This window comes from Granulosicoccus antarcticus IMCC3135 (assembly GCF_002215215.1).
Classification (GTDB): Bacteria; Pseudomonadota; Gammaproteobacteria; order Granulosicoccales; family Granulosicoccaceae; genus Granulosicoccus; species Granulosicoccus antarcticus.
This window is the reverse complement of record NZ_CP018632.1, coordinates 1,175,352-1,192,657: the sequence shown is the minus strand read 5'-3', so window position 1 is coordinate 1,192,657 and position 17,306 is coordinate 1,175,352. Positions and strand designations below refer to the sequence as shown.

At 54.3% G+C, this 17,306-nt stretch carries 10 protein-coding genes; 7 read left to right on the top strand and 3 right to left on the bottom strand.

Annotated elements, in window-relative coordinates; translation table 11 throughout:
* From aroB to IMCC3135_RS04990, 7 genes are all read left to right on the top strand, one after another.
* Positions 1-1,095: a 3-dehydroquinate synthase gene (gene aroB, locus IMCC3135_RS05020; RefSeq protein WP_088916603.1), complete on the top strand. Its 1,095-nt coding sequence runs from the start codon at positions 1-3 to the stop codon at positions 1,093-1,095.
* Between the two features lie 186 nt (positions 1,096-1,281).
* Complete coding sequence (locus IMCC3135_RS05015; RefSeq protein ID WP_088916602.1) at positions 1,282-3,111, top strand: SPOR domain-containing protein; 1,830 nt, start codon at positions 1,282-1,284, stop codon at positions 3,109-3,111.
* A gap of 202 nt (positions 3,112-3,313) precedes the next feature.
* Entirely contained in the window at positions 3,314-7,792 is a 4,479-nt protein-coding gene (gltB, locus tag IMCC3135_RS05010; protein WP_088921684.1) for a glutamate synthase large subunit, read from the top strand.
* A gap of 244 nt (positions 7,793-8,036) precedes the next feature.
* Positions 8,037-9,740: a DNA primase gene (gene dnaG, locus IMCC3135_RS05005; protein ID WP_088916601.1), complete on the top strand. Its 1,704-nt coding sequence runs from the start codon at positions 8,037-8,039 to the stop codon at positions 9,738-9,740.
* Positions 9,740-10,567 (top strand): 16S rRNA (uracil(1498)-N(3))-methyltransferase, encoded by an 828-nt coding sequence (locus IMCC3135_RS05000; protein WP_088916600.1) that lies wholly within the window; start codon positions 9,740-9,742, stop codon positions 10,565-10,567. Before dnaG ends, IMCC3135_RS05000 begins: the two co-directional genes overlap by 1 nt.
* A gap of 65 nt (positions 10,568-10,632) precedes the next feature.
* Positions 10,633-11,106: an LEA/WHy family protein gene (locus tag IMCC3135_RS04995; RefSeq protein ID WP_088916599.1), complete on the top strand. Its 474-nt coding sequence runs from the start codon at positions 10,633-10,635 to the stop codon at positions 11,104-11,106.
* The gene (locus tag IMCC3135_RS04990) at positions 11,103-11,969 is read left to right on the top strand and encodes an NAD-dependent protein deacetylase (protein WP_088916598.1); all 867 of its coding nucleotides are present in this window, start codon (positions 11,103-11,105) and stop codon (positions 11,967-11,969) included. The genes IMCC3135_RS04995 and IMCC3135_RS04990 overlap by 4 nt, the downstream gene beginning before the upstream one ends.
* A gap of 76 nt (positions 11,970-12,045) precedes the next feature.
* On the opposite strand, the gene IMCC3135_RS04985 is transcribed toward IMCC3135_RS04990, so the two are convergent.
* From IMCC3135_RS04985 to IMCC3135_RS04975, 3 genes are all read right to left on the bottom strand, one after another.
* Positions 12,046-14,340 carry a methyl-accepting chemotaxis protein gene (locus IMCC3135_RS04985; protein ID WP_088916597.1) on the bottom strand — a complete coding sequence of 765 codons (2,295 nt, stop codon included), beginning with the start codon at positions 14,338-14,340 and terminating at the stop codon, positions 12,046-12,048.
* Between the two features lie 167 nt (positions 14,341-14,507).
* Positions 14,508-16,175, bottom strand: a complete 1,668-nt coding sequence (locus tag IMCC3135_RS04980; RefSeq protein WP_088916596.1) for an alpha-glucosidase — start codon at positions 16,173-16,175, stop codon at positions 14,508-14,510.
* Positions 16,176-16,202: 27 nt separating this feature from the next.
* A complete protein-coding gene (locus tag IMCC3135_RS04975; RefSeq protein WP_088916595.1) occupies positions 16,203-17,300 on the bottom strand; it encodes an ABC transporter ATP-binding protein in 1,098 nt (365 codons plus the stop codon).
* Between the last annotated feature and the right edge of the window lie 6 nt (positions 17,301-17,306).

The following is a 17,306-nucleotide window of genomic DNA, read 5'->3' as shown; positions in this document are numbered from 1 at the left end:
ATGCAAACCGTCAACATCGACCTCGGCAATCGCAGCTACCCGATTCATATCGGTAGCGGCCTGATTGACCAGCAAGGCCTGCTGGCCAGCCATGTACGTGACCGAGCCATGGTGGTCACCAACGAGACCATCGCACCACTCTATCTTGACAAGACACTGGCAGCTTTGGGCAATGTGCCCTCCTCCAGCGTGATTCTGAAGGATGGAGAATCTTTCAAGAACCTGGATGAGCTCAACCATATATTCAGCGCTCTGCTCAATGAGAATTTTGATCGCAGCTGCACGCTGATTGCCCTGGGCGGCGGTGTAATCGGTGATATGACGGGCTATGCGGCAGCCAGCTACCAACGTGGCGTCGATTTCATTCAGCTACCGACCACCCTGCTCTCGCAGGTTGACTCCTCAGTGGGCGGCAAGACCGGTGTCAATCACGCTCTGGGCAAGAACATGATTGGCGCTTTTCATCAGCCGGTTGCCGTCATTGCCGACATGGATACGCTGGCGACACTGGACGAACGCGAACTGCGAGCCGGACTTGCTGAAGTAATCAAATATGGCTTCATCATCGACAGTGACTTTTTCAGCTGGCTCGAAGACAACATGGACGCCCTGTTGTCACGAGACCCCGCTGCGACAGGTGAGGCCGTGCGTCGCTCCTGCGAAATCAAGGCTCGAGTCGTAGAAGCCGATGAACGCGAACACGGTATGCGTGCCTTGTTGAACCTGGGCCATACTTTCGGTCATGCCATCGAGGCGGCCATGGGCTACGGCACCTGGTTGCATGGCGAAGCTGTCAGCGCTGGTATCGCCATGGCGCTGGACACATCCGTGCGACTGGGCTTGATTGATGAGGCCATCCGCACGCGTGGACTACGTCTGCTGGAGCGCGCGGGTCTACCCATACGGGCACCATCGCAGATGACGCCAGAGGTATTCCTGAAATATATGGCGCGAGACAAGAAAGTCAGCGCAGGTGCTGTGCGACTGATATTGCTCGATGGAATTGGCCGTTCGCATGTGAGTGCAGATTTCGATCACTCAGCACTGCACGCAACACTCGAACATTTTTCTGGCCAGGAGAGCGCTCGAGGATAAGATCTGCAATAGATCAGCCTATTATTTTCAGACGATCTGCCAAGCTCTTTTTAATACATACAAGTACTCGCCTCCTGTTATTGACTCGCATCACCTCGTTAATTAAAACTCAATTACGACGTGACACCCTGCGACTGATGACAGGTATGTAGTAAGATCACTCATCCACAGGTTTCGTAGCACGCCATGTCGTCAAAAGACGCATCGGACATCCACCGGACAGATCTTCTGTCTGATGTCACTCTTTCAGCGCTGCAATTGCATCGGCAGCCGTTCGGCGCACTTGCGCCTGACGCACTGACCTTTGTTGATGAAACCGGCCTTGAACAACTGGCCGATGTCAAACAAGCACTCATCACCGGTGATGACCTGTTATTGATACTCGGCGAGCAAGGTGCCGGCAAGAGCGCACTGCTGAATCAGCTTGGAACCAATAGCGGCCTACGCATTCAGTGCTTTGCCGTCAAGGGCAGCCCACGCTTCAGCACTCTCAACCTGTTTGCCGGCATGCTCGAAGCATTCAAGGTCAAGCCACCTGAAAAGCTCAAGGACATTCTTGACCAGCTCGTCCCGTCACTACAAACCATGGTGGCACGCAATACCCTGAGCGCCATTGTCCTGGATGATGCCAATCTCATCAGCGAAACCGAGCTGACTCAATTGCTCAGCGGCATGTTGTATATCAACAGTCAGGACGAAACCCTGATGCGTGTCGCACTGGCAACGCCCCCTGAATTCGAAGATCGCATACCCGATCTGCTGCCCGAAGGCGCCGATCTGCCCTACTCCAGTCTGACAATCGACGGCATGAGCGAAGCCCGAGCAGCTGACTACCTTGCCTTTCGCCTGCAAGATGCCGGCTATGCGGGTGAAGCGCCGTTTTCCGATGCCGACATTGACGAGATGGTCAACCAGTCCGGAGGCTTCCCTGCCAGCCTGCAAGCCGCAGCGGCACAATTTCTCAATCAACAATACGACCCCTTGGCTGCGGGTCACATGGCAGACGACGATCTGTTCATACAAGAAAGCGAGCCATTTTTGCAATCTCGCAAAGGCAAGCTGGGCCTGGGCCTGCTGGCAACAGCACTCATTCTGGGCGGACTCGCCATGTTCATGCCGGCCGCAGACAACGATGAAGTGCGTTACGGCACGACGCAGAACAATTCAAGCAGTGATTCGCCGCCAGTGCGTGTTGTCGAAGAACGCAAGCTCGTCCCGCTGCCACCCATTCCCGCTGAATTGCCCGAGCCGACGACGACAACCTCCCTGCCGACTGCACCAGTGGATGCTGCTGAAATCACCATCAATGGCTCTGCTGACACTGTAAATTCTCAGCTCGATAATGTAATCGCCGATTCAGACACCGCCGAACAGGCAAACGACTCTGACGAGACGCTTGCTGACATCACCGTTAACAATCAGGATGTCGCAGACGTTTCCGTTAACGAGCCCGCCAGTCAAGACGTTGCCAATCGCCCTGTCATTATTGTTCCGGAACAACCGACTACTGACACCGAACAAAGCACAGACACGGCTCAGCCTTTGACCGAGACGGCTGATTCGTCAGACTCACTGCCAATTGAAACAGTTGAAACGGATGCAGGTAACAATCAACCAGAAGCTGCGCCGGAGACAACGCCCGAAGTCGTTATCGCCGAACAGTCTCCGACTAGCAGCAGCTTGCCCGACGTCAATCCGGAAGTGGCTGACATCCTTGAGTCTCCCACCTGGATACTGGTCCAGAATTCTGACTTGATTACCGTGCAAATGAGCGCATCTCGAGACCAGAAATCGATCGAAAGCTTCCTGCAGCGAAACCGGAATACTCTCTCACCACCGAACTCGATCTATTCTTTCGTGCGTAATGGTGAAACCTGGTACGCATTACTGCATGGGCTGTATACCGGCTTCGAAGAGGCTCAGACCGCCGTTCAGCAAATGCCGGCCTCCGCTCTGACCGACCAGCCATGGATTCGCAATGTAGGACGCATCCAAACAGTGCTAAAGGGCCAATAGACCAAAAGCGCACCAATATGGAGCGTAAAAGGCAGGTTTTTGCACCGGAATAGTCTTTTCGCTTGTGCTCAGTGGTCAAATCACCAATTTTCTTTGTCAGTCCAGAACCGACAGGAAATCAAGTGCGTCATGAATCGTTATAATGTCAGGCTGTGCGGCAAATCGCCCGCGCTATCGTTCTGGCTTACTCCGGTCGAAATTTATGACGTATCTGGACAATCTGGCCGAGCACGGCCTGTATCACCCTGACTTCGAACGCGACAACTGCGGCTTCGGCCTCATTGCGCAAATGGATGGTCGAGCCAGCCACTGGCTGGTAGAAACCGCCATTACCTCCCTGGGACGCATGACCCACCGTGGTGCCATCGGTGCTGACGGCAAAACCGGTGACGGTTGCGGTCTGTTACTGCGAAAACCCGAGGCATTTCTGCGTCAGGCTGCCAGCAAAGCTGGCTTCGAGCTGGAAAGCGAATTTGGCACCGGCATCATTTTTCTGAGCCGTGATCCTGACAAGGCCGAACTGGCTAAAGCGATTCTGAGCAAGCAGTGCGAGGAGCGCGGATTGAAGGTCAACGGCTGGCGCGTGGTGCCGACCGATCTGTCTGCCTGCGGTGAAGAAGCAAAGCGTAGCGTGCCACGTATCGAGCAGATTTTTGTCTCCGTTACTGAAGAAATGGACACCGCGGAATTCAATCGCCATCTGTTCGTTGCCAGACGTCGTACAGAGATCGAGCTGACAGGTAAAGATGCAGACTTCTACGTCTGTTCATTATCCTGCGATGTGATTCTGTACAAGGGTCTGGTCATGCCCGAATACCTCGCCACTTTCTATCGAGATCTGGAGGACGAGTCGCTGCAATCATCCATCGCAGTTTTCCACCAGCGATTCTCCACCAACACCCTGCCCCAATGGCGTCTGGCTCAGCCATTTCGCTACCTGGCACACAATGGCGAGATCAACACGATCCGCGGCAATCGCAGCTGGGCCAATGCTCGCGCGTCCAAATTGCGCTCCCCTGTACTTCCGGAACTCAACGAATTGCTGCCTCTGGTCAGCCAGCACGGTTCTGATTCCATGTCCCTGGACAACATGCTGGAATTGTTGATGGCAGGTGGCATCGACGTGTTCCGCGCCATGCGCATGCTGATGCCACCTGCCTGGCAGAACACCTGGGAACTGGACTCCGACCTGCGAGCCTTCCTCGAATACAACTCCATGCACATGGAACCCTGGGATGGTCCTGCCGGTGTCGTACTGACCGACGGCCGTTATGCCAGCTGTGCGCTGGATCGCAACGGCCTGCGACCGGCCCGCTATGTCATCAGTAAGGATCGACATATCACGCTCGCCTCGGAAGTTGGCGTACATGACTACCTGCCCAGTGACATCATCAAGAAAGGCCGCCTGAAGCCAGGCGAGATGCTGGCTGTAGATACCCAATCCGGACGCCTGCTGCTGCCTCAGGATGTCAGCGATTTGCTGAAGCATCGTCAACCCTACGCAAAATGGCTGCAGAAGAACTCACGCCATTTGCGTTCACGTCTGCGTGATGCCGCACACGCCACGCCGGTCATGGAAGATGAACAGCTGGCTGTGTACGAAAAAATGTTCAATGTCAGCTTCGAAGAACGCGATCAGGTGCTACGCGTACTGGCCGAAGGCGCTCAGGAAGCCATCGGATCCATGGGAGATGACACCCCGTTCCCTGTCATGTCCGAGCACGTCCGGCATGTCTACGACAGCTTCCGTCAGCAGTTCGCGCAAGTCACGAACCCGCCAATCGATCCGCTGCGCGAGACGATTGTCATGTCTTTAGAGACCTGCCTTGGTCGTGAGAAGAACCTGTTTCGGGAAACTCACCATCATGCCAACCGGCTGCTGGTTCGATCGCCGGTGCTATCCAGCGAAAAATTCGAAACCCTGCTGGTCATGGATGATGAAGCGAACTATTCGCACGAACGCATCAGTCTGCAGTACGACCCTGAAGAGGAATCGCTGCGCGAAGCTTTGGAACGGATCTGCACAGAGTGCGTTACCGCTGTCAATGAACACCAGAAAGTCATCATCATCCTCAGCGACAGAGAGCTGGCCAGCGGCATGCTGCCCGTCCATGCTCTGTTGGCAACGGGTGCTGCCCACAAGGCCATGATTGCCGCCGATTGTCGTTGCGATGCCAACCTGGTCATCGAAACCGGTACGGCACGCGACTCTCACCAGGTCGCGGTATTGGTGGGTAACGGGGCAACCTGTGTATTCCCCTACCTGGCCTACGAATCTATTAACGGCATGGCACGCCGCGGTGAACTGTCTGCCAGCGATGTACCGCAACTGGAACAGAACTACCGCAAGGGCATCAACAAGGGCTTGATGAAAATCCTCTCCAAAATGGGGATTTCCACCATTTCAAGCTACCGCGGAGCACAACTGTACGAAATCGTTGGCCTGCACTCCGAAGTTGTCGACCTATGCTTCACCGGCACAACCAGCCGCATCCAGGGTATGGATTTCAGCGATCTGGAAACCGATGCACGCCTGCTCGCCAAGACCGCGTTCAACCCTCAGGTTGGCGTCATTCAAGGCGGTTTGCTGAAGTACATCAACGGCGGTGAATACCATGCCTACAATCCGGATGTTGTCACGCAACTGCAAGCGGCAGTCACCAGCGGTGATTACGCTGACTACACCATTTACCAGAAAACGGTCGATGAGCGACGTCCGGCCATGTTGCGTGACCTGCTCGATCTGAAACCAGGTGTCTCCATTCCCATCGAGGCCGTGGAATCTGTCGAATCGATCCTCAGTCGATTCGATTCGGCTGGCATGTCGCTGGGCGCTTTGTCCCCGGAAGCTCACGAGACTCTGGCAGAGGCCATGAATCGATTGGGCGGTCGTTCCAACTCCGGTGAAGGTGGCGAGGATAAAGCCCGCTACGGCACACTGAAGATGTCAAAGATCAAACAGATCGCATCCGGCCGGTTTGGCGTCACGCCACACTATCTGGTTAATGCTGAAGTGCTGCAGATCAAGATCGCGCAGGGAGCAAAACCCGGTGAAGGGGGTCAGCTGCCAGGAGACAAGGTCAATGCGATGATTGCAAAGCTGCGTCACAGCAGTCCGGGTGTTGCCCTGATCTCTCCACCACCACATCACGATATCTATTCAATTGAAGATCTGGCACAGCTGATCTTCGATCTGAAACAGGTCAATCCGGAAGCACTGGTCTCCGTGAAACTGGTTGCTGAAGCCGGTGTGGGCACGATTGCGGCCGGTGTGGCCAAGGCCTATGCCGATCTGATCACCATTTCTGGGTACGATGGAGGCACAGGCGCCTCACCTCTGACCAGCGTGAAATATGCAGGCTCTCCATGGGAGCTGGGCATGTCCGAGACTCATCAGGTCCTGCGCGCCAACAACCTGCGTGACAAGGTTCGGGTACAGACCGATGGTGGTCTGAAAACCGGTCTGGATGTCATCAAGGCGGCCATCATGGGAGCTGAGAGCTTCGGTTTTGGCACCGGCCCCATGATTGCCATGGGCTGCAAGTATCTGCGTATCTGTCATCTGAATAACTGCGCAACCGGTGTAGCAACTCAACACAAGGTGCTGCGTATGCGCCACTTCCACGGCAATGTGGAAAAGGTCATGCACTACATGCGTTTTGTAGCAGAAGATGTGCGCCGTCATCTGGCCTATCTGGGCGTACGCAACCTGTCTGATATCATTGGTCGCCCGCAATACCTGGAACCGGCTGCAGGCCGAACACCACGTCAGCAACGTATCGATCTGACGCCACTGCTGGCCACTGGCGGCATACCCGAGGATGCACCACGTTTCTGCACGTCAGAGCGCAACTTGCCACATGACAAGGGCCTGCTGGCCGAGCAGATGGTTTCCGATTGCCGCACAGCCATTCGCAAGAAATCAGGGGGCGAATTCCGCTATCCGATCAAGAACATCAATCGCTCCATTGGTGCTCGGCTGTCGGGTGAAATCGCCAAGGCGCACGGTGACCATGGCATGAGTGACAGCCCCATCGATATCCGATTCACGGGCACCGCTGGACAGTCATTCGGCGTCTGGAATGCCGGCGGCCTGAATCTGTATCTGGATGGTGATGCAAACGATTATGTCGGCAAAGGCATGGCAGGCGGCAAGATCGTCATCCGTCCACCAACCGATGCTCGTTTCACCGGTCGTGATTCAACCATTGTCGGTAACACCTGCCTTTATGGGGCCACCGGCGGCAAGCTCTATGCGGCCGGCATGGGTGGAGAACGCTTTGCGGTTCGCAACAGCGGCGCCATTTCGGTTATCGAAGGTATTGGCGATCATGGTTGCGAATACATGACAGGTGGTTGTGTCGTTGTTCTGGGAGAGACCGGCGTGAACTTTGGTGCCGGTATGACGGGAGGTTTGGCCTTTGTCTTCGATCAGCACAATGTGTTCGTCGATCGTTACAACCACGAACTGATCGACATTCATCGCCTGCACGCAGAGTCCATGGAACGTTACCGTAACTACCTGCAGACTCTTATCGAAGATCATGTTGCCGAAACCAACAGTAGTCTGGGCATGCATATGATCGATGACTTCTATTCGCTGGCTTCACGCTTCTGGATGGTCAAGCCGAAGGCGGCCGAGCTGAATGAACTGCTCGCCACTCTGGGGCACGCAGCGTAACCAGGACAGACTCCGGGTCCGGGTCCGGGACCGGGACCAAGAGCCCGGGCCTGAAACAGGCTCGGGTCATGGCCATCAATCGAGCTCGGAACGGGTTCTGTAACCCGTTCCGAGCCGGTTACACGACCAATATCAGGATCGAATCCTGAGCCGCTGAACTTCTTCGGCACTCTGTGGAGATGAGCACAGACGTTCGTACACAGAGCCACATCCACTGCCGCGCAAGGAGCGTATAGTTCAGTGCATGGCTGGCCAAATACCACAACATTTCATTGACGATCTACTTGCTAAAGTAGATATTATCGATGTGATTGACCAACGCGTCAGTCTGAAGAAAAGCGGAAGCAACTACAGTGCTTGCTGCCCTTTTCACAACGAGAAAACCCCCTCCTTCACCGTCAGCCAGACCAAGCAGTTCTATCACTGTTTTGGTTGTAGCGTAAACGGCAATGCCATCAGCTTCCTCATGGAATATGAGGGTATGCACTTTGTCGATGCCATTGAAGCTCTGGCTGAAAGCGTCGGCATGGAAGTCCCGCGAAACGCTCAGGCTGCGCAAGTTCGCGATGACAGCAAACCGCTGTACACCCTGATGGAATCCATTGCCTCCTGGTATCAGTCAGAGCTGCGCAAGTCGCCAGAAGCCATCGCCTATCTCAAAGCCCGTGGCCTGAGTGGTGAGACTGCCAAACGTTTTGGTATTGGCTACGTGCCTGATGGCTGGGACGGTTTGCTGACACATTTCCCGAAAGAGGAAGCTGCCATGATCAAAACGGGCATGCTGATCAAGGGTGATGGCGGCAAACGTCCCTATCAGCGATTTCGTAACCGCATCATGTTCCCTATTCGCGATCGACGTGGACGGGTCATCGGTTTCGGGGGGCGCGTACTGGACAACCAGGAACCCAAGTATCTGAACTCCCCGGAAACGCCACTGTTTCATAAAGGCAATGAGCTTTACGGCCTCTATGAAGCTCGTAAATCGGCGCAAGATGCCGCCGTGGCTATCGTGGTGGAAGGCTATATGGATGTGGTGGCGCTGGCCGAGCACGGCGTTGACAACGCGGTGGCAACGCTGGGTACCGCCGCTAATCAACAGCACTCAGAAACCCTGTTTCGAACGGTTCCCGGTATTGTCTTCTGTTTTGATGGAGATCGCGCCGGTCGAGCGGCTGCGTGGCGCGCCCTGACAGCCACTCTACCTTGCCTGCAGGATGGTCATGAAGCCCATTTCCTGTTCCTGCCCGATGGTGAAGACCCGGATTCGATCGTCAAGGCCGGCGGTGCCGCAGCCTTCCAGGATTTGATGAGCACCCGTACACCGATCATTGACTATCTGTACGAGCATCTGGCCAGTGAACTGGACATGACCGGTATTGGCGGCAAGGCAACACTGGCGGAAAAAGCCAAACCGCTGCTCGCATCCATCCCCAAGGGCGTCTACAAGCAGCTGGCCCTGCGACGCCTGGAATCACTCATTGGCATATCACTAGGCAGCGAACGGGCCGCAGCTCCTGCGCCTGCTCCTGCCAGAGCGCGATCCGCAAGTTCCAACCAGGAAGCCGGCCTGACGCCCATGAGCCGGGCTATATTGCTGTGTCTGCAGAATCCATCCGTCGTATTGGCCGTGCCACCGGATGATTACGAAATAAGCCCGCAGTTTCCCGGTGCCGATATCCTGCTGAAACTCATCGCCTACTGCGATAGTGAACCGACTATCAGTACGGCCAGACTGCTGGAGCGGTTTCGCGACACCAATCGTTACGAGCACCTGGTAAAACTCGCCACGAAATCCTACTACCCGGACGGTAGGGAAATCGAAGAAGAAATCGCACGCAACGAATTCGCTCACAATATCGCACGCCTGCGCGAACGTAGCCGGCAGACACTGACCGACCAGGTTGCACTGTCTGCCAGAACAGGACTGCTGGCAATCAAACGTCGCTAATGATGAAGACCGAAAGAACTGCACGTGTCGCCCGCTTCTACCATGAGGGCGAGCTGCAAGGTAACGCCGAACTGACACTGCCCAAAACGGCTAGCCATCACCTGATCACGGTGCTGCGAACCCGCCAGGGGGATGTCATCGAGTTGTTCAATGGCGATGGTTTCAACTATCGGGCAACGGTACTTGAAACCGGCCAACGAACGCCGGGAAAGCGTGCGCAGCTGCAGGTACACCAAGCCTGTGCAGCCCAGAATGAATCGCCCGTCTTGATCACATTGATTCAGGCCATATCCCGCGGTGATCGCATGGACACAACCCTGCGACAATCAGTCGAACTGGGTGTCAACCACGTACAACCTGTGTACTCGCGCCATTCGGCCAAGCCACTGGATGAAAAACGTACGGCAAAGAAGATGGAGCACTGGCAAAGCATTCTGATCAGTGCCAGTGAACAGAGTGGGCGCGCTTGTCTACCGACACTGGCACCTGCCATCTCATTGCAAGAGGCGCTTGAAACACTTGCCAGCCGTGCCTCTTCGGCACCTTCACTCTACGTACTGGACCCCACTGCCCAGAGCTCACTAACCGCTCAGCTGCGAGCCATGCACCTCACACAAGCCGCAGCAGCGGACAACGATACCTCGCATCCCGTGTCTATCGGACTTATCATAGGCCCGGAGAGCGGCCTGGATGCCGACGAAATCGCAAAGGCAGTCGAATCAGGCGCACACGCTGCCACTATTGGCCCACGCATCTTGCGTACCGAGACGGCTGGACCTGCCTGCATTGCGCTGACGCAAGCCATTCTGGGAGATCTGGACCAGTGAATAGCACCCTTTCTCTATACGCTGCACAATCTCAGCGCACAAACCTCAGAACACGGGAACTGCTGATGCAATACCGATCCGCAGCTGCCTGCCTGCTGGCAGTGTCCTGCCTGCTACTCTCAGCGTGCAACACCATGCTGACCAGCCGCCCCATTGCTCCCACCGTTGAAGTCACCTCGGTCAAGGCTGAGAAAATCGGTCTGATCAAGCAGGATCTGATGTTCCAGCTCATGGTGAGTAATCCGAATGACTACGATCTACCGGTCCAGGCACTCAGCTTCATTGCCGCGGTCGACGGTGTGGAAATGGCTCAGGGCATGAGTACTGAACGAGTCCTTATTCCCGCCAATAACAAGGCCAGACTCGACATACAGGTCAGTACCCGCATGAACAAATTGCTGGGACAATTATTACTGGCTACCAGCAAAAGCCGCAAGGATCTGGCGTATGACGTAAAAGGTTTCGTCAAATTATCCAACTGGCCTTTACGCATTCCCTTCAACGTTGATGGCGCGGTCGAAAACCCGGTTCAACGATGAATAGCTGCCTGCAAAACGATGCTGTCAGGTCCACACCAGACGCGGACGATCTGGAACTGGCTGAGTTCATCAGGCAGCACCCAAAATTATTTGTACTGACCGGCGCCGGCTGCAGTACAGCGTCCGGCCTGGGTGACTACCGAGACAAAAATGGCCAGTGGAAACGGCGACAACCCATCACAGGGCAAATCTTCATCGGCGACGAGGCTGCTCGCAAACGCTACTGGGCACGAAGTTCGGTCGGCTGGCCTTCGTTCAGCCAGGCACTACCGGGACTTGCCCACCACGCACTCATGGAACTGCAATTACAAGGCAGGCTTGTCAGTCTGGTGACACAGAACGTCGATAGTCTGCATCAGAAAGCGGGGCACCGGAATACCGTGGATCTGCACGGTGTTCTGGCGACTGTCAGCTGTATCGACTGCGCACAGGCACTCAGTCGTGATGATTTTCAAGCCAGGCTACTGGCTGCCAACCCTTGGCTCAGCTCATTGACAGCGCAGCATGCGCCGGACGGTGACGCAGACCTGGAAATCAGTGATCTGAACACAATGCAGGTGCCCGCCTGTACACACTGTGGTGGATTACTGAAACCTGATGTCGTCTTTTTTGGCGAGAACGTGCCGCGGGAAAAGGTTCAACAAGCCATGAGCGCACTGGCATCGGCTGATGCCCTGCTGGTCGCCGGCTCTTCCCTGATGGTCTACTCGGGTTATCGTTTCTGCCTGGACGCACAAAAGCGTGGCCAGCCGATCGTTATCGTCAACAATGGCCTGACACGAGCCGATTCACTGGCAAGCCTGAAAATACAGGGAGATTGCGGTCAGCGCCTGAGCACCCTGGCAGCATTGGTAGCCAGTTAGAGCTTGTATGAACAACAGCTTCCAATCTCAAAGTGCGAGATAACTGCCTGTTAGGCCAAGGCACTTGTACGAGTACTCAGGATGCCTGCCGCTCGGCCACATAACCGCCAATATTGAATCGCTCAACCAGTTCGGCCAATTCGACGGCCATTCTGGACAAGTCCTCGGTTGAAGTCTGCACTTGGTTCACGCCTACAAGGGTATTGTGACTACCTTGTATGACCAACTCTGATGTACGGGAAATTTCCTGGTTGCCACTGGCAGCATCCGTGGCATTACTGCTGATACGAGAGGTAATTTGCGTCTGATCCTGCACCGCCTTGGCAATCGTATTCTGGTAGTCGCTGATGGTTTCAATAATGGTGCGTATATCGCCAATAGCTCGTACAGCACTATCACTGTCACTCTGAATAGCAGTGACTTTAGTGGCAATTTCTTCGGTAGCCTTTGCGGTCTCTTTGGCCAGCTCTTTGACCTCATTGGCGACCACCGCAAACCCCTTGCCCGACTCTCCGGCTCTGGCCGCTTCGATCGTGGCATTGAGGGCCAGCAGATTGGTTTGTTCGGCAATCGAATTGATCACCTTGATGACATTACCAATGTCACTACTGGAGACCGTCAGATTACGAACCTGATCGTTCGTGCTTTGCGCCAGTGTCACAGCCTGCTCTGCCACGCTACCCGCTTCTGATACGTTTTTCGCAATTTTCTGCACCGAATTGAGCATCTCATCGGTCGCACCCACGACACTGTCAACGTTAACCATCACTTTGCGTGCAGCATCCGTCGCAGACTGTGCGTTGTTTGCAGCCTCTTCAGCAGTGGTCGTCAAAACCCCATTGGTTCGTTTGAGCTGACCGGAAAACTCCGATATGACCGAGGCACCCTGCTTTGTCTTGCTGATGATATCGGTCAATTGCGCCACGGTCTTGTTGGTATCGCGCTTCAACTGATCGTAGGCTCCCAGATATTCGGTTTGCACCGTTTCAGTCAGATCACCTTTGGCCAGAGCACCTAATACCCGTTGCATGTCACCGATGATCAACTCATTGGTCTGCATCAACTGATTCATGCCAGCGACCAGTCGCCCGTAGGAACCCTCCAGCCCTTGATCGTCAATTCGGCGCGTCAGGTCCCCATTGACAGCAGCTTCCACCAGTTCCTGTACTTGCCTCTCGTTGTTGATTTCATCTGTCTTGTCGAACCATTCTGCGATGGTTCCCAGACGACTTCCGCTTTCATCAAACACAGGATTAATGACAAGCTTGATCGACAATGAGCCGAAACTGGCGCGAATCTCATGCAAGTCATCCAGACGCGCAATCATCCCACGGTTTCTCGCAGGGTCTGCATGAAAGATATCCACATTACTACCGATCAGCGAGTCTGCATTGAAGTCAGGCAATGCGGTACGCAGCTCGGACTCCGCTGAGTTGAACAGATTTACCGCCGCCTTGTTCATGTAAATGATGTCGTTGTTGACATCAGCAACCATGACATTCGCTGAGGCATTGTCCAGAGCCAGCTTCAATCGTAGTGTTTCTTTAGCAAGGGTTGATTGCGCATCTTTCATATCACGCAAGTTCAGCTGCATGCTGCGAATAGCCTGATAGATTCCCGATTCACGCTTGATCTCGGGCAAGTTTTCACTCAGATCCCCTCCTGCAATACGACCGACGATACCCAGAATAAGAGTCGGCTCCCCACCAAACTTTCTGGCAATGCTGCGCAGTGTCCCTATCATCAAAGCCGTGAGCAGCAAGGCCAGAAAAAGTGCACTAACGGAACTCAACCAGGTATACATTTTGACCTGAATGAGCTGCTGGTGCATGAAAGTTTCCACCTGACCACGCGATGCTGCAATCTCTTCTTCCAGACTGACAAGAGCACGATCAAGAGGCCCACTATCAACGACAATCAGCTGCTCGGCATCACTGAAATCTGAGCCAGCATTGTCCATGGATATCAGTTTTTCCGCGATATCCGTGTATTTTTTAACTACCTGCTGGATGTCGTCGAGAGCGCTTCGTTCAGCGGCCGACATTTGCAAGGTCCGGTAGTCTTCCAGAGCTTCACCAACGTGTTCAGCCCCCTCGCCGACCTCCTCCAGATGCTCCGCTTCCCGGTGAAGAAGAAAATCCTCCAACTCATGGGCGACGCTTCCATGGCCCAGCTCCGTATTCAATTCGGTGAGTAACCTGCCTTTGTGATCAGGCCCATCCAGAAACGCTTGCCAGTGATCAGAGTAGCCCAGGACTTCTGAACGAACGACAAGGTTGAAACTGACAATAACCATCCCGGCAAGTGCAATCGTTACAAGCACCAGATTACTTATACGCCTTATAGACCAATTCTCTAGCGGGTTTGTCATGTTTTTGATTCAGCGATGCTCTGTGCAGCCCTTGAAATTCTGGTAGTAACGGGACTATTGATCGTATAGAGCTGAATCGGCTGATCTTTAAATGACTTGATGTACAGACTGCGTTGAACAGGTTAGAAATCCGTTTCCAACCCGTCCCCACTCAATCGCAAATGCAATCAGCCTATCTGTACAAAGGCAGCACTGTATGGCGGTATTTCCAGCACACCATCTCCCAGTTCTGCATCGAAGCCATGTCCCGGCATGAGACTCAGCTTCTGGTCGGTATTGATCTCGCAGCGAACGCGTACATTGCCCATATTGAAAGCACAATAGACCGTCTGGTCTTCATGGGTACGCAGGAAACTCAATACATCACCGATGACCACGATGCCGTGCAAAGTCCCCTTGATCAGAGGCAGACAGTCACGACGAAAACTCAGAAAACGCCGGTAATGCTCCAACAGGCTGTTCTGATCTCCGGACTGGTGTGATACGGACAGTCGTTTGTGCACCTCGGACACCGGCAACCAGGGCTCCTCCGTCGAAAAACCGGCATGCTCACTTTCATGGTCCCAGACCATGGGAGTTCTACAGCCATCACGCCCCTTGAACTTGGGCCAGAAAGCAATGCCATAGGGATCCTGCAATCGCTCGAAGGGGACATCGCCTTCCGGCAGTCCCAGCTCTTCACCCTGATAGAGGCATACTGAGCCGCGCATGGACATCAGCAGCGAGGCCAGCATTTTCAGATGCTGAGCGTAATGCTTCTTGGGAATCTTCCAGCGTGTGGCGTGGCGGACAACATCATGGTTCGAGAATGCCCAGCACACCCAGCTATCGCCAGCCTCTACTTCGAACTTTTGCAGCACCGCCCCCACACGTTCGGCTGTCGGCAACTCTGCGGAAAGAAAATCGAAGGTGTAACACATATGAACCCGGTCATCGTCACGGGTGTAGTCCTGGAGAATCTGCATCCCTTGTTGAGCATCCCCCACCTCACCAACAGCAGTTGCCGCGGGGTACTCGTCGAGCACCGCACGAAAACGCTTGAGGAAATTGATGTTCTCCGGACGGTTCTTGTCAAACAGATGTTCCTGGTGGTTATACGGGTTCACTTCCGGTGCAATATCGGCGTTGCGCAGCTCGGGTGGCAGCCCCGGATTGTCGCGCAGCTCGGCATCACAGAAATAGAAATTGATCGTATCCAGGCGGAAGCCGTCAACACCACGATCCAGCCAGAAGTGCGCCACATCCAGCAGTGCATCCTGTACGTCCGGGTTGTGGAAGTTCAGATCCGGCTGCGAGCTCAGGAAATTGTGCTGATAATACTGACAACGTGTCGAGTGCCAGGACCAGCCAGGTCCGCCAAAAATCGATAGCCAGTTGTTCGGCGGTCCGCCATCCGGCTTGGCATCGGCCCATACGTACCAGTCATGACGATCATTATCCCGGCTGGAACTGGACTGTGCGAACCAGCTGTGCTGATCGGATGTGTGCGACAGAACCAGATCCACCATCACCTTCAGATCCAGTGCATGGGCGTGTTCGATCAATTCGTCAAAGGCAAACAGATCACCGAACATCGGATCAATGTCCTTGTAGTTGGACACGTCATACCCGAAGTCTTTCATCGGTGATTTGAAGAAAGGTGAAATCCAGATAGCATCTGCACCCAACTCGGCAATATGCGGCAACCGATCCTTGATACCCGCCAAGTCCCCAATACCGTCGTGATTGGAATCCTGATAGGAACGAGGATAAATCTGATAGATGACGGCTCCGCGCCACCAATCCTTATCCACCACAACATCGGGTTCGACGATACTTATTGAAGATACAATCATACTGTGCGCTTGTATTGGGTTTGAGGTTTAACGATAGAGAAGTGAGCGCCCTTCGGCAAACAGATGCACCTTGGCCGGCTCTGCGGTCATGCGCATGGTTTGCGACCGGACATCCCGATGAATGCCCGGCAGCTTTGCTATCACGGCAGACGCCCCTGGTGCTTGTGGCTCGAAGTACAACTGCGTGACTTCGCCCAGAGCTTCCGATATTTTCACGACATTCTCAAAAGCATAATTATCACTGCTTGTAGGCATCATGTCTTCTGGACGTATGCCAACATTCACAGACATGCCTTTCATATCCGGGCTGGTCGGTATATTCGCACTGATGGTGCCATTGCCGTGATTCACACTCAACTGTGTCACCTCTCCGGTTTCAATCACGGTACCTGGTAGCAGGTTCATGGCAGGTGAACCGATGAACTGGGCCACGAACTCGTTTTCCGGTCGTTCATACAGTTCCAGCGGAGTGCCCACTTGTGCGATCCCCTTGTTGGCCAATACCACGATCCGCGTTGCCAGAGTCATGGCTTCAACCTGGTCATGTGTAACATATACCATGGTTGAGTTTGGCATGCTTTCCTTCAGCTGTGCAATTTCAATACGTGTTGCCACTCGCAGGGCCGCATCCAGATTGGACAAGGGTTCATCAAAAAGATAGACCTTTGGGTCACGGACTATCGAGCGACCAATAGCCACACGTTGTCGCTGACCACCTGATAACGCTTTGGGAAGTCGGTCCAGATACTCGGTGAGCTGTAGAGTCGCTGCCACTTTTTCGATGGCAGCATCGATTTCCGCTGGTGACTTTTTCGCAAGCTTCAACGCAAATGACATATTGTCGCGAACCGTCATATGCGGATACAAGGCATAGGACTGAAAAACCATCGCGATTCCGCGTTGCGCCGGTGGCATGTCATTCATGCGCTCGCCATCTATCGTGAACTCTCCTGATGTAATGGTCTCCAGCCCTGCGATCATGCGCAACAGCGTTGATTTGCCACAACCAGAAGGGCCGACAAAGACGATCAACTCACCGGTCTTGATGTCCAGATTGATGTCATTGAGCACATTGACAGAGCCTGCGTAGGTTTTAGTGACGTTGGTCAGTTTGAGTTCAGTCATTTTCTC